At 74.1% G+C, this 16,626-nt stretch carries 18 protein-coding genes and 1 riboswitch; of the genes, 7 read left to right on the top strand and 11 right to left on the bottom strand.

Annotated elements, in window-relative coordinates; all coding sequences use genetic code 11:
* Nucleotides 1-235 precede the first annotated feature (235 nt).
* The 4 genes from ACXJKA_RS10265 to ACXJKA_RS10280 all read left to right on the top strand — a co-directional run bounded on the left by ACXJKA_RS10265 (nucleotide 236) and on the right by ACXJKA_RS10280 (nucleotide 2,854).
* Nucleotides 236-532, top strand: a complete 297-nt coding sequence (locus ACXJKA_RS10265; RefSeq protein WP_056087555.1) for a type II toxin-antitoxin system VapB family antitoxin — start codon at nucleotides 236-238, stop codon at nucleotides 530-532.
* Complete coding sequence (locus ACXJKA_RS10270) at nucleotides 529-1,161, top strand: LytR C-terminal domain-containing protein (RefSeq protein WP_456825096.1); 633 nt, start codon at nucleotides 529-531, stop codon at nucleotides 1,159-1,161. The genes ACXJKA_RS10265 and ACXJKA_RS10270 overlap by 4 nt, the downstream gene beginning before the upstream one ends.
* An 86-nt stretch (nucleotides 1,162-1,247) precedes the next feature.
* Nucleotides 1,248-1,436: a hypothetical protein gene (locus ACXJKA_RS10275; RefSeq protein WP_456825097.1), complete on the top strand. Its 189-nt coding sequence runs from the start codon at nucleotides 1,248-1,250 to the stop codon at nucleotides 1,434-1,436.
* Between the two features lie 155 nt (nucleotides 1,437-1,591).
* On the top strand, nucleotides 1,592-2,854 hold the full coding sequence (locus ACXJKA_RS10280; protein WP_456825098.1) for a glycosyltransferase 87 family protein: 1,263 nt from the start codon (nucleotides 1,592-1,594) through the stop codon (nucleotides 2,852-2,854).
* Here the strand turns inward: ACXJKA_RS10280 and ACXJKA_RS10285 are convergent.
* From ACXJKA_RS10285 to ACXJKA_RS10300, 4 genes are read right to left on the bottom strand one after another with little or no spacing between them, the layout of a single operon-like run.
* A complete protein-coding gene (locus ACXJKA_RS10285; protein WP_456825099.1) occupies nucleotides 2,797-4,020 on the bottom strand; it encodes a lysophospholipid acyltransferase family protein in 1,224 nt (407 codons plus the stop codon). The two genes, ACXJKA_RS10280 and ACXJKA_RS10285, sit on opposite strands and share 58 nt — an antisense overlap.
* Complete coding sequence (locus ACXJKA_RS10290; RefSeq protein ID WP_456825100.1) at nucleotides 4,017-4,892, bottom strand: phosphatidate cytidylyltransferase; 876 nt, start codon at nucleotides 4,890-4,892, stop codon at nucleotides 4,017-4,019. The genes ACXJKA_RS10285 and ACXJKA_RS10290 overlap by 4 nt, the downstream gene beginning before the upstream one ends.
* Nucleotides 4,889-5,464 (bottom strand): CDP-alcohol phosphatidyltransferase family protein, encoded by a 576-nt coding sequence (locus ACXJKA_RS10295; RefSeq protein ID WP_456825101.1) that lies wholly within the window; start codon nucleotides 5,462-5,464, stop codon nucleotides 4,889-4,891. Before ACXJKA_RS10295 ends, ACXJKA_RS10290 begins: the two co-directional genes overlap by 4 nt.
* A gap of 51 nt (nucleotides 5,465-5,515) precedes the next feature.
* Nucleotides 5,516-6,463, bottom strand: a complete 948-nt coding sequence (locus ACXJKA_RS10300) for an LLM class F420-dependent oxidoreductase (protein WP_456825102.1) — start codon at nucleotides 6,461-6,463, stop codon at nucleotides 5,516-5,518.
* Nucleotides 6,464-6,535: 72 nt separating this feature from the next.
* Between ACXJKA_RS10300 and ACXJKA_RS10305 the strand changes: the two genes are divergently transcribed.
* The gene (locus ACXJKA_RS10305) at nucleotides 6,536-7,171 is read left to right on the top strand and encodes a DUF1684 domain-containing protein (RefSeq protein WP_456825193.1); all 636 of its coding nucleotides are present in this window, start codon (nucleotides 6,536-6,538) and stop codon (nucleotides 7,169-7,171) included.
* A gap of 114 nt (nucleotides 7,172-7,285) precedes the next feature.
* Here the strand turns inward: ACXJKA_RS10305 and ACXJKA_RS10310 are convergent, their stop codons facing one another.
* The 5 genes from ACXJKA_RS10310 to ACXJKA_RS10330 all read right to left on the bottom strand — a co-directional run bounded on the left by ACXJKA_RS10310 (nucleotide 7,286) and on the right by ACXJKA_RS10330 (nucleotide 12,662).
* The gene (locus ACXJKA_RS10310; RefSeq protein ID WP_456825103.1) at nucleotides 7,286-8,230 is read right to left on the bottom strand and encodes an Fpg/Nei family DNA glycosylase; all 945 of its coding nucleotides are present in this window, start codon (nucleotides 8,228-8,230) and stop codon (nucleotides 7,286-7,288) included.
* 9 nt (nucleotides 8,231-8,239) lie between these two features.
* Nucleotides 8,240-10,129, bottom strand: a complete 1,890-nt coding sequence (locus ACXJKA_RS10315) for an AAA family ATPase (RefSeq protein WP_456825104.1) — start codon at nucleotides 10,127-10,129, stop codon at nucleotides 8,240-8,242.
* A 135-nt stretch (nucleotides 10,130-10,264) separates the two neighbouring features.
* Complete coding sequence (locus ACXJKA_RS10320) at nucleotides 10,265-11,062, bottom strand: tyrosine-protein phosphatase (protein ID WP_456825105.1); 798 nt, start codon at nucleotides 11,060-11,062, stop codon at nucleotides 10,265-10,267.
* 12 nt (nucleotides 11,063-11,074) lie between these two features.
* The gene (locus ACXJKA_RS10325) at nucleotides 11,075-12,286 is read right to left on the bottom strand and encodes an RNA polymerase sigma factor (RefSeq protein ID WP_456825194.1); all 1,212 of its coding nucleotides are present in this window, start codon (nucleotides 12,284-12,286) and stop codon (nucleotides 11,075-11,077) included.
* Nucleotides 12,276-12,662, bottom strand: coding sequence for a YciI family protein (locus ACXJKA_RS10330; protein WP_456825195.1), 387 nt, complete (start codon nucleotides 12,660-12,662; stop codon nucleotides 12,276-12,278). The genes ACXJKA_RS10325 and ACXJKA_RS10330 overlap by 11 nt, the downstream gene beginning before the upstream one ends.
* Nucleotides 12,663-12,845: 183 nt before the next feature.
* Nucleotides 12,846-12,954, top strand: a riboswitch (SAM riboswitch).
* 16 nt (nucleotides 12,955-12,970) lie between these two features.
* Between ACXJKA_RS10330 and ACXJKA_RS10335 the strand changes: the two genes are divergently transcribed.
* Entirely contained in the window at nucleotides 12,971-13,510 is a 540-nt protein-coding gene (locus tag ACXJKA_RS10335) for an NADPH-dependent FMN reductase (RefSeq protein WP_456825106.1), read from the top strand.
* Nucleotides 13,507-14,052 carry a flavin reductase family protein gene (locus ACXJKA_RS10340; RefSeq protein WP_456825107.1) on the top strand — a complete coding sequence of 182 codons (546 nt, stop codon included), beginning with the start codon at nucleotides 13,507-13,509 and terminating at the stop codon, nucleotides 14,050-14,052. Before ACXJKA_RS10335 ends, ACXJKA_RS10340 begins: the two co-directional genes overlap by 4 nt.
* 168 nt (nucleotides 14,053-14,220) lie before the next feature.
* Here ACXJKA_RS10340 and ACXJKA_RS10345 read toward each other — a convergent pair whose 3' ends face one another.
* Together ACXJKA_RS10345 and ACXJKA_RS10350 are read right to left on the bottom strand one after the other, a co-directional pair.
* A complete protein-coding gene (locus ACXJKA_RS10345) occupies nucleotides 14,221-15,423 on the bottom strand; it encodes an LLM class flavin-dependent oxidoreductase (protein ID WP_456825108.1) in 1,203 nt (400 codons plus the stop codon).
* Nucleotides 15,420-16,529, bottom strand: a complete 1,110-nt coding sequence (locus tag ACXJKA_RS10350; protein ID WP_456825109.1) for an FAD-dependent oxidoreductase — start codon at nucleotides 16,527-16,529, stop codon at nucleotides 15,420-15,422. Before ACXJKA_RS10350 ends, ACXJKA_RS10345 begins: the two co-directional genes overlap by 4 nt.
* Nucleotides 16,530-16,626: the final 97 nt, after the last annotated feature.

The raw sequence follows: 16,626 nt of genomic DNA on the forward strand, positions 1-16,626 counted from the left end.
GGGCGAGGAGCGCGACGCCGGCAAAGAACAGCACGGTCAGCGCGAGGAAGGCCAGGTCGGCCATGGCAGTGACTTTCCGACGAAGGAGCGAGGAGGACACCCGCTGGTCTACGCCGTGCCGCGGCCCTCGTGGGCCGTCTTGACGGAACCCTGACGCGCAACGCTGCGGTCCTGACGCAATGACTCCACCCACAGGATGAGCGCCGCCGAGCGGCGGGTCACCTAGACTCCGTCCGTGATCTTCAAGGCGGTGGGCGAGGGCAGGCCTTACCCGGACCACGGGCTCGAGACGGCCAAGCAGTGGGCCGAGGTCCCGCCGCGCCAGGTGCGGCTCGACGAGCTGGTCACCACGAAGCGCACGCTCGACCTCGATGCGCTGCTGGCTGAGGACTCCACGTTCTACGGCGATCTGTTCGCCCACGTCGTCCAGTACCGCGGCGTGATGTACCTGGAGGACGGCCTGCACAGGGCGGTCCGGGCCGCCCTCCACCAGCGCGCGCTCCTCCACGCCCGGGTGCTGGTGGTCAAGTGACCGAGCAGGACCGTGGTCGTCAGCTGCGTCGACGGCACATGCACGAGCGGCAGGCCGTGATCTTCGGCGTGCTCCTCGCCGCTCTCGCGCTCGCCGGGCTCGGCGCCGCCGCCATCTTCACCGGCAGCCTCAACCTCCCAGTCTTCGCCCGCGACTTCGCCACGGAGGCCGCCACGACCGGTCCGCAGGACCCGTATCCCTGCCCCCCGGCCGGCTCGTTGCCCGTTCCCGCCGCGCAGATCACGGTCAAGGTCTTCAACGCGACCAGCCGGGTGGGGCTCGCGGGCGCGACCGCCGCCGCCCTGCAGGACCGCGGGTTCGTCATCGGCGCGACGGAGAACTTCGCCGTCGCGTACGACGGCAAGGCCCGCATCATCTTCGGCACCGCCGGTGTGGCCCAGGCCTACACGCTCGCGGCCCACCTGGACGGCCCCGTGCTGATCCTCGACCCGCGCACCGACCCGACCGTCGACCTCGTCCTCGGCGCCGAGTTCCCGGAGCTCAAGGCCATGGACACGGTGACGCTCGACCCGGCCGCGCCGCTCGTCGCCCCGGCCGGCTGCACCCCGTTCGACCAGGTCGTCGCACCGGCCGCCCCCGCGACGACGGAGACCGCCCCGGCCGGCTGATCCGCCCGCCGTGCGCGCGCCGGACACCCGTGCGAGGTTGGTGACCTGACCGTGGTCACCGACCACGACCGACCTGGGAGCCGACGATGACCGACAACGTGCCTGACCCCGTGGCCTCCTCCGCACCTACCGCGCCGGTGGCACCCGACGACCAGCGTGACGACGCGTACCTGGAGCCGAGGACCACCGCGATCTTCCCCGTGGCCGGCGCGAGCGCCGGGACGGTCCCCGCGGCCGTGCACCCCGACGTCGAGCGGCCGTCCCAGGACGAGTGATCTCACAGGCTGCGGGGCCACCTCGAGCGAGATGGTCGGGCTAGCCTGAGGCCCTGCCCGTCCGGCCGGCCTCGTACGGGCCCGCTCCCTCGGAGGTCCCGCTGCTCCGCCGCCTGCTGCACTCCACCACAGCCGTCTGGGTCGCGTTCGTCCTCGTGCACGGCTGGCTCGCGTTCGTCGGGCTCGTGTTGATCCCCCAGCAGGCGTTCTGGGACCTCGACCTCTACCGCTACTGGATGTGGCTCGGCATCTACCGCGACCAGTGGCCGGTGCTCTCCGGCACCTGGGTGTACCCGATCGGCGCGATCGTGCCGATGCTCGTGGCCGCCACGGGCGGGACGGGTGGCGTCTCGGGGTACGCGCCGGCGTGGTCGGCCATGATCACCCTGCTCGACGGCATCGCGCTCGCGGTCCTGCTGCGCGTGCGACGCCCCGACCGCCCCGACGACGCCCCGACCACGTACGGCGCCTGGTGGTGGCTCGCGTTCCTGGCGCTGCTCGGCCCCGTGGCCATGGGCCGGCTCGACGCGGTCGTGGCGCCGGTGGTCGTGATCGCGCTCGCGATCGCCCTGCGGCACCCCCGCATCACGTCCGCGCTGCTCACCGCCGCCGCGTGGATCAAGGTGGCACCGGGCGCCCTGCTCATCGCCCTGTTCTTCGCGGTGAAGAGGCCGCTGCGCAGCGTGGTGGTGCCTGCCGCGATCGTCAGCGCGGTGGTCGTCGGGGTCACCGCCGCGCTCGGCGGCTTCGCCCACGTGGCGTCGTTCCTCACCGAGCAGGACCAGCGCGGGCTCCAGATCGAGGCGCCCGGCGCGACGCCGTGGCTGGTCGCCGGCCTGTGGGTGCCGTCGATCACGCGGGTCCTCAACCAGGCGATCGTCAGCTGGGAGATCCACGGGCCTGGGACCCAGGGCGTCGCCGACGTGCTCGGGGCGCTGTTCTTCCTGGCCATCGGCGCGGCCGCGCTGCTGCTCTGGTGGCGCCGCGAGCAGCTAGGCGCTCGGATGTGGTCCGGCGGCATCGCCCGGACCGAGCTGCTGGTTCGCGGAGCGATGCTGCTGACGCTCGCGATGCTCGTGTTCAACAAGGTGGGCTCGCCGCAGTACATGGGCTGGCTGGCCCCGCCGGTCGCGGTCGCGCTCGCGCTGCGGCTGCCGGGATGGCGCACGACCGCGTGGCTGGTCGCCGGCATCGCGGGGGCGACGCAGCTGGTGTTCCCGTGGTTGTACAGCCAGGTGATCTACGGCGGCCCGGGCGTGACGTTCACGCTCGCCGCCCGCAACGTCGCGCTCGTCGTCCTGCTGGTACACACCGTGGTCGCGCTGGTCCGGCCTGTACCGCCCGAGGACCCGGCAGGCGCTCAGGTCGAGGACCTGCGCCGCCAGGAGCGGATCACCAGCGCGAGCCCCGCCGCGTAGCCGACGCCCAGCACCCCGAGGTACGGGCCGTAGAACCGGCGCAGCACCGGGTGGCCGATCGCCGCGGCACCGGCCACCGCAGCGCCCATCGCCACCGCCCGCGCCCCGCGGGCACCGGCCGTGTGGACCGCGAGCGGCAGCCGCGGGATCCCGGCCTCGCCGGCCGCGGCCGCGTAGAGCTTCACCGGGACGCCGTTGACGGCCTGCTTCCAGACGCCGCGCGCGCCTGCCGCCATGTGCTCTGCGGCCGCATCACGCATGCTCTGCGTGGTGAGCGGCGCCGGCGGTCGCATCCCGCGGCGCGTGAGCTCCGAGGTCACCAGCACGCCGACCACCGAGCCCGCCGTGAGCCACCCGGCGGCGGGCAGGATCCGGCGCGGGTGCGCGACGCCCACGATGCCGAGGTACATCTCCATGGTGACGGGCCAGCTCACCGCCTCGGCGAACCCCCACGCGGCGGCGCCGACCATGCCGGCCTTGCCGTCCATCGCCCGGTACAGCAGGCGCCAGGTGCGCGACTCGGACGCGGTCGCCGGCCCCTCGGCCAGGAGTGCGTCGAGCTGGTGGACCACCGGCGACATGTCGTCGCCGTCCAGGTCCTCCGGCTGGATCGGGTGCCCGAGCCGCACCTCGACCGGCCCCGGGTGCAGTCCGCCGCCCTTGGGCAGCAGGTCGGCGGTGCCGACGATGGCGACGGGCAGGAGCGGCACGTCGAACTCGCGGGCGAGCCGCACGGCGCCGCTGCGCAGCTCCCCGATCTTCCCGTCGGTGCTGCGCGTGCCCTCAGGGAACACCAGCAGGCTCGAGCCGGCGCCGAGCACGGCCTGCGCGCCCTCGACCAGCCCGGCGTAACCACCGCCGCCGTCGCGGTGCACCGGCACGGCACCGATCGCGAGCTTCAGCCCGCGGCGCATCCACGCCTTCTCGAACCAGTAGTCCTCGGCCGCGACGACCACGGGCTTGTACGGCGCGGGGAAGGCCGCGATGAGCGCGGGCGTGTCGGCGTGCGAGCTGTGGTTGGCGACGATGACCATCGCCTCGTACGGCGCGGAGCCGCGGACGCGGTACCCGCCGACGAGGTGGAAGGCGTTGCGCCAGAACGTGTGCCGCAGGGCGCCGGCCAGGTTGAACCCGGGCGGCAGGCCGACCCGCCGGTGGGTGGTCACGCGAGCACCGCCGCGAGCGGCAGCACCAGCAGCAGGGAGTCGACGCGGTCCAGCAACCCGCCGAAGCCGGGCAACCACGCACCGGCGTCCTTGACCCCCGCGCGCCGCTTCACCATCGACTCCAACAGGTCCCCTCCGACGCTCCCGAGCACCACGGCGACGTACAGCCCGAACGAGGCGGAATCGAGCACGACCAGCACGATCGCGGCCCCGACGGCGGCTCCGACCATACCGCCGACGGTCTTGTTCGGACTGAGCCGGGAGAGTGGTCGTCGGGCCCAGGCGACCCGGCGCAGGAACGTCCCGCCGCACCAGGCCGCGACGTCGGTGGCGGCCGCCGCGAAGCACAGGAGGTACGCGTCGCGGCCGACGAGGACCAGGTTGGCCAACGACCAGCACAGCCAGATCGAGCCGAACGCGGTGAGCGTGGCGCGCTCGAGCCCTCGCTCGGAGTCGCCGGCGAGCAGCGCCGGGACCGCGCAGAGCAGAGCCACCAGCGGCACGAGCGCGAGCAGGTCCGGATCCAGCCAGGCGGCCAGCGGGTAGGCGACGGCCAGCACCAGCAGCAGGACGGTCTCGGCGCGCGGCAGCAGCATCATCGCCGCGAACTCGCGCACCGACTGCAGCGCGAGCAGCGCGGCGAGCGCGGCGGTGGGGCCGGGACCCAGCCACATCGGGATGCCGATCACCGGCAGGATCAGCGCCCACGTGGTCCAGCGCCGGCGCAGCTCGGGCTTGCCCGAGAGGAACACGGGGATCGCGGCGAGCGCGAGGAGGGTCATGCTGACGACGAGCAGCCAGACCGCCCGGCCCTCCAGGTCGAGGTGCCAGGCGCCCAGCACCGCGTGGATCTCGAGCGGGGGGACGGTCACGCGAGCACCGCCCGCACGCGCCGGAGCCGGAGCACCGTCGTCGTCAGCGACCCGACGGCGATCAGGCCGGCCCAGAGCCCCAGGAGCGCCGGAAAGGCCGTGGCGACGACGACGACAGCGCACCGCTCGGTCTTGCCCCACGGGCCGCCGTTCAGCCGCGGCGCGCCCGCCCCGGCGCCGGCCAGCGAGGCGAACGTCGGCAGCGTCGCGCAGACCGCGGCGACCAGCACCCACGTGACCTGCTCGGGGCCGTCGGCCAGCACCGCGAGCCCCGCGAACATCAGCAGGTCGCTCGCCCGGTCACCGATCTCGTTGAGGACGAACCCCCAGGGCCGCGACACCCCACGCGCCCGGGCGACCGCGCCGTCCAGGTTCGCGCCGGCCAGCCGACCGGCCAGGAACACCAGGACCAGCGGCCACCAGCCGAGCGCGATCGCGACCGCCGCCAGGGCCGCGCTGAGCACCCCGAGCCACGTGAACACGTCCGGGGACGTGCCCCGGCGGACGGCCGCCTGCACGAACCCGTCGAGCCGACGGGTGTACCAGGGCTTGAGGGCGTACAGGCCGCGCATGCCCGGACCCTAGCGACTCCGTGCCCCGGCACCGTCAGTTCCGGCGCGCGTTCACCCCAGCTGCGCAGCGACCTCCGACGCGACGAGCTCGAGGTGGTCGAGGTCGTGCAGGTCGAGCACCTGGAGGTACACGCGTGTGATGCCGAGCTCGCGGTACGAGCCGATCCGGTCGACCACCGCGCTCGGCGTCCCGGCGAACCCGACGGCGCGGACCTCGGCAGCGTCGCGCCCGATCGCCGCGGCCCGACGCTCCACCTCGGCGTCGTCGCGGCCCACGCACAGCACCTGCGCCACCGAGTACGTCAGGGACGACGGGTCGCGGCCCGCGTCCTGGCACGCGGCGCGGACCGTGGCTACGCGCCCCTCGACGTCGGTGGGCGCGGGGAACGACATGTTGAACTCGTTCGCGTACTTGGCCGCGAGCGCCGGCGTCCGCTTCGGGCCGCTCCCACCGACGATCACCGGGACGCCGGCCCTGGTCGGGTCGAGCGGCGAGAACTGCACCGGCTTGGGCAGTGCCGGCGCGTTCGTCAGCGTGTAGTGCGAGCCCTCGAACCCGTAGCGCGACCCGACCGGCGTCCCCCACAGGCCCGTGATCAGCTCGAGCTGCTCGGTCAGCAGGTCGAACCGCTTCTCCGGGAACGGGATGCCGTAGGCCGCGTGCTCCTGTGCGAACCAGCCGGCGCCGAGGCCCAGCTCGACCCGACCGCCGGACATCTGGTCCACCTGCGCCACCTGGATCGCGAGCACGCCCGGGTGCCGGAAGGTCGCCGACGAGACGAGTGTTCCCAGCCGGATCCGGCTCGTCTCGCGCGCCAGCCCCGCCAGGGTCGTCCAGGCGTCCGTCGGGCCCGGCAGCCCGTCGCCGTCGCCCATGCGCAGGTAGTGGTCCGAGCGGAAGAAGGCGTCGAACCCGAGGTCCTCCGTCGCCTTGGCCACCGCGAGCAGGTCGTCGTAAGAGGCCCCCTGCTGGGGCTCGGTGAAGATGCGCAGATCCATGCCGTCCACCCTCACACAGGTCACGCCCGCTCGCGGCGCGACGGCGGGGCGTGCGACGGTGGTCGGGTGAGCATCGGATTTCCCTCCGTCGCGCCCGACCGCCACCCCGCCGACGAGCCCTTCGCGGTCGCCGACTGGCGCCGACGCGTGGCGCAGACCTACGCCGACGTGCGGCGCCTCGCGGAGTCGGATCCCGCGACCGCGCACGCCGTCTGGGTGCAGCGGCGCGACGAGCTGCTGGCCGAGCACGCCGCCTCGCCGCTCGACGCCGACGCCAAGGCCGCGTTCGTCGGACTCGACGTCCCCCACTACGACCCCGCGTTCCGGTTCGAGTGCGAGGTGCTCCCGGCCACGCACCAGCGGCTCGACGTCAGCACCGGCACGGACGGCGTGGTCCCGTTCGAGCGCATCGGGACCGTCGAGCTGGGCGACCTCGGCAGCCTCGCCGTCTGGGTGCTGCGCGGGTACGGCGGCGGTCTGTTCGTGCCGGTCAAGGACGCGTCGGCGGACACGTACGGCGGCGGCCGCTACCTGCTCGACACCATCAAGGGCGCCGACCTGGGCATGGTCGGCGACCGGCTCGTGGTCGACCTCAACTTCGCGTACAACCCGTCGTGCGCGTACGACCCGGCGTGGACGTGCCCGCTGGCCACCCGCGCCAACACGCTCGCCGTCGAGATCCCGGTGGGTGAACGCACCTTCTCGTGAGCGCCCGCCGAGCGAGCAAGCCCTGAGCGGGTCGATGACGACGCTCATGGCTTGGTCGACACGGCGACCCGACATGAGTGACATGTGGGACGGCCGTGTCGGGTTCGGCGACCGTCAGAGCTGGCAGGTCGGGCACCAGTACAGCTTGCGGCTCGCCATCTCCTCGACGACCACCGGGTTGCCGCTGACCAGGCACGGCTCGCCCGTGCGGTGGTAGACCCAGTGACGCAGGTCGGGGTCGGTGAGGGCGCGCTCGCGGTCCGGCGCCGACAGGTCCTCGCGCGTGATCATCACGCCCGTGCGGATGCCGTCCGCCAGCAGCACCGCCCAGTCAGCCCACAGCGATCGGGCGACCTCGACCGGGACGCGCCGACCCGGGGTGTGCGGGTCGAGCCGGGCGCGGAACAGGAGCTCCGCGCGGTAGATGTTCCCGATGCCCGCGACCACCGACTGGTCCATGAGCAGCTGACCGACCGCGACGTTCCTCGTCGTCAGCCGGTCCACCATCACGTCGCCGGCGCGCGCGAGGTCGTCGGTCGACGCCGGGTCCGGTCCGAGCCGGTCGACCGCCGCCGCGGCGCCGCCGGGGTCGAGCACCTCGCACGCCGACGGCCCGCGCAGGTCCGCGACCGTGTCGGCAGACGCGAGCCGCACCCGGACCTGCCCGACGGGATCGGGCGGGAAGTGATGGGGCACGGTCGCCACCAGGCCGCCCTCGCCGGCGGGACCTTCGCGCTCGTCCTCCCCCATCCGCACGGCCCGCCGCAACCGCGGCGCGCCCATGCTGCCGACCGCGAAAGACCCGGCGACCAGCGGCGTCAACGACCCGTAGAAGTCCCACGCGCCGTAGAGCCCGAGGTGCACCCGCAGCACGTCGCCGCGCTCGAACGTGCAGAACAGCTGCTTGCCGACGGCGTCGGCCGACACGAGAACCTGCCCGTCGAGCCGTGCCGCGCCGGCCGCGAACCGGCCCTGCGGCGAGCTCACGGCGAGCGGACGCCCGACGAGGTCGAGGGTGAGCTGACGGGCGATGCGGTGGACGGTATGACCCTCGGGCACGCCCCGAGGCTAGGCCACCCGCAGGCGCTCCGCCGCCGCCACCGCGGCCTGCGCCGCCGCACCGGCCGCGACGGCCGCGCTCTTCTCGTTCTCCTCGCGCTCGAGCAGCTCCTGCTGCGCCAGCGTGGCGGCCTCGAGGACGTCGGTGATCTCGGTGCCGAGCAGCTCGTACCGCTCGAGCAGCGCGTCGCGGAGCGCCTCGACCAGGTGGCGGTGCCGCGACAGCAGCCGGCGGACGGTGCTGCGAGCCTCGTCGAGCACGGCCTCGAGCTGGGCGCGGGCCTGCGCGTCGCTGAGCACGGCGGACACCAGGTCGTGCGGCGTCGCCGCGAAGGAGATCAGCGACCCGGTCATGCCGGCCGCACCGACCATCTGCGCGGCCGTGCGGGTGGCCGACGCGAGGTCCCCGGCGGGGCCCGTGCTGGTCTGCCCGAAGAACAGCTCCTCGGCCACCCAGCCACCCATCGCGATCTGCACGAGCGCCCGCAGGTCGTAGTGGGAGTGCGTCCAGACCTCCTCGCAGTCGTCGTGCGCGAGCAGGCCCAGCGCGTCGCCGCGCCGGACGATCGTGAGCACCTCCAGCGTGCGGTTCGGCGCCGCGAGCCAGGCCGTGACCGCGTGGCCGGCCTCGTGCGTCGCGATGAGCCGCTGCTCGGCCTCGGTGTACCGGACCGGCTGGCCGATGCCGACCATCTCCGTGATCCGCGCGTGCTCGACGTCGGCGAACGTCATGGCCAGCGACCCGCGGCGCAGCGCGTTGACCAGGGCCTCGTCCAGCAGGTGCTCGATCATCACCGGAGTCCAGCCGTTGGTGGCCGCCGCGAGCCTGTCGCGCAGCACCGGGTCGTCCAGCTCGGCGTCCGTCGAGCGGCGGGCCAGGAAGTGGTCGACGAGGGCGCGGCGGCCGACCGCGTCGGGGGTCGCGAACGTCAGCCGACGGTCGAAGCGCCCGGGCCGCAGCAGAGCCGGGTCGAGCGAGTCGGCGCGGTTGGTCGCGGCGATGAGCAGGATCGGCGCCTTGACGGGCTTGCGCTGCCACAGCTGCCTCGACGCGGGCAGCAGCAGGTTCGCGCGGGCGAGGAAGAAGTTGACGAACTTGTCCCCCGGCGTCGGCTCGTCGAACGACTGCATCTGCACGAGCAGCTCGTTGACGACGCCGCCGGTGCCCTCGCTGACGACGGCGTTCTTGACGACGCCTCCGAACGGTCGGACGTCGAACGCGCTCGCCGTCATCGACGACATGCCGCCGCGGCGGGTCGCGATGGCGTCGATCTCCTCGATGAACCCGATCGCCCCGCCCTCAGTGCGGGCCGCCTTGCGCAGCGCCTTGAAGTACGCGCGGATCTTCTTCGCGGTCGCGCCGTAGTACATCGACTGGAACGACGTCGCGGACACGAACAGGAACGGCACCCCCGCCTCGGCCGCCATGGCCTTGGCCGTCATGGTCTTGCCGGTGCCGGGCAGCCCCTCGAACAGCAGCCCGCGCCGGGGGGTGCCGCCCATCTGCTCGGCGAACTGGCGGTGCGTCTGGAACAGGTCGATCGACCGTCGCACGTCCTCCTTGACGGGGTCGATGCCGATGACGTCGTCCAGCCGGACGTCCACCTGCTCGGGCCGGTAGACCACGTGCGGCGACCGGGCGGAGCCCATCTGCGTGCCGACCAGGAGGAGCAGCAGGGCCGCGAAGAACAGCACCGGAACCAGCACCAACGGGTCGATCGTCGGCATCGGCGGGACCAGCGGCCTGTTCAGCAGAGAGCTCACGATGACGTACGCCTGCAGCGCGAGGATGACGGCGGCCGCCCGGTACACCCGCCGGCGGCGGACGCGGTCCCGCTCGAGGGCGATGTCGTGGGCGCCACGTCGGATGGGGGAGACGATCTCGTCGGCCACAGGCATGCCTTTCCCTCGGCGCCTGGGATCAGACGACGCTGCGTCGCGGGAGGTGCGATCAGCCCATCGTGGGTCCGGCCGGGCGAGTCGGCAACATCGGACATATCGGACCACCCGAACGGTCCAACCACGAGCCTTCCGTCACCCGTTCGAGCGAAGCGTCCGGCGGAGCGACTCGACCTCCACGTCGCCGAGGCCCAGAGCATCCCGCAGGTAGCCGTCGAACGACCCGAACTGCTCGCGCATCGCATCGAGCGCGGCCTGCAGGTACTCCGCGCGGACCTCCAGCAACGGCCGCAGCAGCTCGGGATCGCCGCCCGCGGCGGCAAGCTGCTGCAGCAGCGGGGCGAACGTCTCGCGGACCGCCGGGTTGACCGCGAGGAACTCGTCCATCGCGCCGGCCTCGTCGACGCCCGCCGCCAGCAGCAGGATCGTCGCCGCCCACCCGGTGCGGTCCTTGCCCGCGGTGCAGTGGAACAGGACCGGCGTGCGCGTGGGGTCGATGACGGTCCGCACGAGCCCGGCGTACGCGGTCCGGGCGGCGACGCCGACGACGAGGCGCCGATAGACGTCGATCATCTGGCCCGCGAGGTCGAGCTGCTCGAGGGCGTCCTCCGATCCGCCCTCGCCGAGCAGCGCCGGGAGCTGCGCCGCGGCCCCGCTGGGCAGGTCCGCGAGCGCGTCGAGCACCAGCAGCGTCGCGCCCGCCGGCAGCTGGTCCGGCCGGCCGGACCGCTCCTCGTCCGTGCGCAGGTCGACCACCGTGCGGATGGCGAGCCGGGCGAGCGCCGCATCCGTGGCCACCGCGGTGTCCGCGAGCTCGGCCGAGCGGTACGCCACGCCCGTCGCCACCGTGCCGCCGTCGGCGGCCGGCCGGCCTCCGATGTCGCGCAGGTTGGTCACGGCGGGCGACAGGAGAACGTGCTCGTCGAGGCTCACGGCGCCAGGCTCTCAACCGTGCCGCAGGCGCGCCACCTGCAGTCGCAGGTAGTCGCGCTCCGCGAGGCTGGTGGTCCGCCGCGACGCGAGCAGGAGCTGGTCGGCGGCCTCGTCGGGACGGCCGGCCCGCTCGAGCAGGTGCCCGCGGACGGAGGCCAGACGGTGGTGGCCGCCGAGCGGCTCCTCGAGCGTGGCCAGCAGCGCGAGGCCGGCCTCCGGTCCGCGGACCATCGCGAGCGCGACCGCGCGGTTGAGCGTGACCATCGGGTTGCCGGTCAGGCGCTCGAGCAGCCCGTACAGCGCGAGCAGCTGCGGCCAGTCGGTCTCGTCGGCGGTCGGCGCCTCGTCGTGCACCGCCGCGATCGCCGCCTGGAGCTGGTACTCGCCGACGGCGCCGCGCACCAGCGCGTCCTCCACCAGCGCGATCCCCTCGTCGATCATCGACCGGTCCCACAAGCCGCGGTCCTGGTCGGGCAGCGCGACCAGCTCGCCGTGCGGCCCTGTACGCGCGGGGCGGCGGGCGTCGGTGAGCAGGACGAGGGCGAGCAGGCCGGCCACCTCGGCGTCGTCGGGAAGGCTCGCGTGCAGGTCGCGCGTCAGTCGCAGGGCCTCCACCGAGAGGTCGGCGCGGGCCACCGACGTCCCCGTGCTGCTGGCGTAGCCCTCGTTGAACATCAGGTACAGCACCCGCAGCACGGCGCGGAGACGCTCGGCGTACTCGGCCGCGGACGGCATCCGGAACGGCCCGTCCAGCTCCCGCAGCGTGCGGCGCGCCCGGCTCAGGCGCTGCGCCATCGTCGTCTCCGGCACGACGAACGCCCGCGCGATCTCGGCCGTCGTCAGCCCGCCCACCGACCGCAGCGTCAGGGCGATCGCCGACGCCGGGCTGAGCGCGGGGTGGCAGCAGCCGAAGAGCAGGAGCAGGGAGTCGTCGGCCTGGAACGCGGATACGCCCTGGTCCATCGTCGCGACCAGCTCCTCGCGGCGCCGGCGCGCGTCCTCGCTGCGGTAGCGGTCGACCAGCTTGTGGTGCCCGACGACGACGAGCCACGCGTGCGGGTTGTCGGGCACGCCCGTGTCCGGCCACTGCGTCGTGGCGGCGAGCATTGCCTCCTGCAGGGCGTCCTCCGCGTCGGCCAGGTCCCCCGACCGCCGGACCAGCACGCCAAGGACCTGCGGCGCGAGCTCGCGCAGCAGGTCCTCGATGGCTCGGTCACTCGGCAGGGGAGGGTGCCTCCATCAGCGCGCGGACCTCGAACACCTGCTGGATCGGGACGCCGTCCGGCCCGGGTGCGGCCGACGCCCTCGCGGCGATCGCGATGGCCCGCGCCTCGTCCTCGACGTCCACCGTCCAGTAGCCCGCGAGGAACTCCTTCGACTCGGCGAACGGCCCGTCGACGATCACCGGCGCGGACACCCCGTCGCTCCGGACGAACTTCGCGGAGTCGGGCCAGGCGAGCCCCCGGCCGTCGACGAACTCGCCGCTCGCCACCAGCTCGGCGCCCAGGTCGTGCTGGAACTGGATGTGGCGCCGCACGTCCTGCGGCGCCCAGGTGTCGATGGGCGGGACGCCCTCGATGAAGTAGTTCATCAGCAGCATGTACTTCACGATGCACTCCCGTTCGTCGTGGCCCCCGTCGGGCCTCCCACCCAGTGGTCGGAGCCGGACGCAGGTCCTCGACACGCATCCTTGCCGCTCCGGGCGCCCCGCGCGATGTCCGTCATTCGGGATTCTCCGCCGAAGCCCTTGCCGGGCGGCCGCCCCTTGCTACAACTCCGCCCAGGTCACGAGCACCAGCGCGAAGCCCCGGCTCGCTGGTCAGCAACCCCTCCACGACGGGGTGCTCCGGGAGATGACCCGGCCGTACCGACCGGTGCGGCAAGCGTGCAGCGAGAAGGAGCTCCACCGTGGTCCACCAGCAAGGCACCGCAGGCAACGAGGACGTCGTCGCTCTCGTCGGCAACCCCAGGCCAGGGTCGCGCACCCTCGCCGCTGCCGTTCAGGTGGCGGACCGGCTCGCCGACGGCGCGGACGTCACCACGGTCGACCTGGCGACGATCGGCCACCAGCTCTTCACGGCCGACCGCTCGCTCCTCGACCCCGCCCTCGCCACCGTGTCGGGCGCCCGGCTGCTGGTCGTCGCGACGCCGATCTACAAGGCCACGTACACGGGGCTGCTGAAGTCGTTCCTCGACCTCTACGGCCCCGACGGACTCGCCGGGGTCGTCGCCGTCCCGCTCGTCGTCTCCGGCGGCCCGGCGCACCTGCTCGCCGGCGAGGTGCACCTGCGCCCCCTGCTCGTGGAGCTCGGCGCGACCGTCCCCACCCGGACGCTCGCCGTCACGGAGGCCGACCTCGCCGACCTCGACCCGGTCGTCGACCGCTGGCTCGAGCGCGCGTACGGCCCCCTGCGCGCCGCCCTCGACGTCGCGGCCCTGTCCGCATGACCGCCGAGATCCTGCGCAAGCTGGACGCCGACCTCGTGGAGCAGGACGAGCCGCAGCTGAGCCCGCAGGCCTACAAGGAGGTGTTCCGTCGGCACCCCGCGGGGGTGGCGGTGGTGACGCTGCTCGACGACGACGGCCGGCCCGTCGGGTTCACGGCGACCTCGGTCATCTCCGTGTCGGCCGAGCCGCCCCTGCTCGCGTTCTCGCTGGCGTCGACCTCGTCGTCGTGGCCCGCCCTGTCCCGCGCGCGCACGCTGGCGATCAGCTTCCTGTCGTCGGCCCAGGACGACGTGTCCGCGCGGTTCGCGACCAGCGGCATCGACCGGTTCGCGGCCGGCGGCTGGTCGGCGCTGGAGACCGGTGAGCCGGTGATCGACGAGGCCGTGTCCTGGCTGCGGGGTCGGGTCGTGCAGCGGGTGCCCGTGGGCGGCTCGTACCTGGTCTCGGTCCGCGCCCTCGCGCACTCCGTCGCCGACGACGCCCTCCCGCTCGTCTACCACGACCGCACGTACCACCGGATCGGCGACCACACGGCCGTCTGACCGTCGCAGAAGGTCCCCGGCGTCTCGATGCCGGGGGCCTTCTTCGCGTCTACGTCCGCACTCGTGCGGACCAGAACCCGCGTGAGTGCGGACGTCCTGGTGGGTGGCGCAACAACGTCCGCACTCGCGGGGGTCAGGGCCCCATCGAGTGCGGACGTTTGGTGGGGGCTAGCGGGAGGACGCGGCCACGCCGGCGCCCACGAGCTCGTCGTCGGCGAGGCCCCAGGCGCGGGCGAGCAGCTCGTACGAGCGGGCCGTGTCCGCAGGGTCGTGCGTGATCGTCGTGATCAGCAGCTCGTCGGCACCCGTCGCGCGCACAAGGGCGTCGAGGCCGCGCGCCACCGACTCCGCGTCGCCGACGATCCGCGTGTCGATCCGGTCGCGCAGCAGCGCGCGCTCCGCCTCGCCGCGCAGCTCCCACGGCGTCGTCGTGCCGGGCCGCGGGTACGGGATCGCGCCCGCGCCGCTGCGGATCGAGAGCACCCACTCCGCGAACGGGTCCCCCAGCTCGGCCGCGCGCTCCGAGGTCTCCGCGACGAGCACGTCGGCCGAGACGACGACGTACGGCTCGTCCAGCACGCCGGGCACGAAGGCCGCGCGGTACGCCTCGACGGTGTCCAGCACCGTCGCCGGGCTCACGTGGTAGTTCGCGGCCAGCGGCAGGCCCAGCTCGCCGGCCACGCGCGCGCTCTCCCCCGCGCTCGACGCGAGCACCCACAGGGCGAGGTCGGAACCTTCGACGGCGGGGTCGGTGACCACGCGGTCGCCGGCTCGGGCGGTCCCCGCCTGCAGCGCGAGGACCGTGGACAGCTCGTCCCGGAACGGCGCCGGCGTCCGGCCGGCGCCGAGGAACTCCAGGTGGGCGACGAACCGCGCGCGCAGCTCAGGGTCGGGGTCGGCGTAGTTGAGGGGCGGCGCGGCGGGCACCAGCAGCCCGTCGACCACGCGGTCCTCGGTCGCCGTCGACCGGACGCGCCCTGCTGTCGAGGCGGCCACGTCGGGCACGGCGGACTTGCTCGGCGGCGGGAACGACGCCCGGCCGAGCCCGAGGTCCACGCGCCCGGGGTGCAGGGCGGCGACGGTCCCGAACTGCTCGGCCGCGACGACAGGGCTGGTGGAACCGAGCAGCACGGCGGCGGACCCGACGCGGATGGTCGAGGTGGCACTCGCCGTCAGCGCGGCGAGCACGCCCGGCGTGGCCGACGCGACGCCCGGCGCCAGGTGGTGCTCGGCGTACCAGACCCGCCGGTACCCGAGCCGCTCGACCAGCTGCGCGCGGTCGACGGCGGACCGCAGGGCGTCGGCGCCGCTGCTCCCCTCCGGGACGGGCGCGAGGTCGAGCACGGACAGGGGCACGGCACGGCGGGTCATCGGATCTCCTGCAGGGCGGGTCGGGACAGGTGGAAGGCGGGGTGCGATGCACGAACGACGCGGTCGGGGTCTTCCTCGGCGAGGTCGGCCAGGACGCGGCCGATCGCGGGGGCGAACTTGAAGCCGTGGCCGGAGAAGCCGGCGGCGACCACCAGCGGTCCGCGGCGGTCGAGGACGAAGTCGTGGTCGGGCGTCGTCGTGTAGGTGCACGAGATCGGCGCGGGCGACGAGGCGTCGACGCCGGGCAGCCACTGCGCCGCGTACTCCTGCAGGAGCGCGAGCTGCGTGGGCTCGGCGGTGAACGTGCGGTGGTCGGGGTCGGTCACGGGGCCGACGGCGTGGAAGCCGACCTTGATCCCCTCACCGGGGGTCCCCAGCCCGTAGGTGCCGCTGGGCCACGGGTGCTCGCCGAGCGGCCGGTGCGTGAAGCTGGGCCAGTCGTCGGGCGTGCCCGACCGCAGCGCGAAGTGCGCGGGCTGCTCCTGCGTGACCACCAGCGGCGGCGCCTCCGACCCCAGCAGCGCGGAGGTCCACGCGCCGACGGCCAGCACGACGCTGCGGGCCCGGAACGCCCCCACGGACGTCTCGACGACCACACCGTCGCGAGCGACGGCCAGGGACAGGACCTGCACGCCGTGCCGCACGTCGGCGCCGAGCGCGGCGGCGGCGGACTGGAACGCGGCGACCGCGCGGTCCGCGTGGATCCGGCCGGCGGTCCGAGTCTCGTGCAGCACGGTCCCCTCGAACCGCAGCCCGGGCCAGCGCTCGTGCGCGGCGTCGGGCGAGAGCAGCTCGTGCGGGATGCCGCGGGCGACGAAGGCGTCGACCACGCCCGGCGCCGGCTCGCCGTGGCTCACGCCGCCGGTGAGGGCGAGCACCCCGTCGAACGACTGCCACAGCTCGAGGGCCTCGGCCGCGAGGTCGAGGTACTCGGGCCGGTCGTACGTCTGGCGGTAGATCCGCGAGGCGCCGTGCGACGCGCCGTTGACGTGCCCCGGCGCGAACCGCTCGAGGAGTACGACGTCACGACCGCGCCGCGCGAGCTGCCACGCGGCGGCGGAGCCCATGACGCCGCCTCCGACGACCAGGTGGTCGACGACCTGCACAGGGAACACCTCCGACGGGGAACGAGGGGTGGGGGACGAAACTGGTGGCCGGCCGGGCGTCCCCCGACCCCGACCGGCCACCGCGGACGCTCGTACG

Source organism: Cellulomonas sp. P5_E12 (assembly GCF_054049315.1).

Bases quoted from the DNA above. Each gene is read 5' to 3' on its own strand.
- ACXJKA_RS10340 (WP_456825107.1), top strand. From the start codon at position 13,507: ATGACCGCCGAGATCCTGCGCAAGCTGGACGCCGACCTCGTGGAGCAG.
- ACXJKA_RS10300 (WP_456825102.1), bottom strand. From the start codon at position 6,463: ATGGATCTGCGCATCTTCACCGAGCCCCAGCAGGGGGCCTCTTACGAC.
- ACXJKA_RS10345 (WP_456825108.1), bottom strand. From the start codon at position 15,423: ATGACCCGCCGTGCCGTGCCCCTGTCCGTGCTCGACCTCGCGCCCGTC.
- ACXJKA_RS10330 (WP_456825195.1), bottom strand. From the start codon at position 12,662: ATGCTGCTGATGAACTACTTCATCGAGGGCGTCCCGCCCATCGACACC.
- ACXJKA_RS10295 (WP_456825101.1), bottom strand. From the start codon at position 5,464: ATGCGCGGCCTGTACGCCCTCAAGCCCTGGTACACCCGTCGGCTCGAC.
- ACXJKA_RS10275 (WP_456825097.1), top strand. From the start codon at position 1,248: ATGACCGACAACGTGCCTGACCCCGTGGCCTCCTCCGCACCTACCGCG.
- ACXJKA_RS10315 (WP_456825104.1), bottom strand. From the start codon at position 10,129: ATGCCTGTGGCCGACGAGATCGTCTCCCCCATCCGACGTGGCGCCCAC.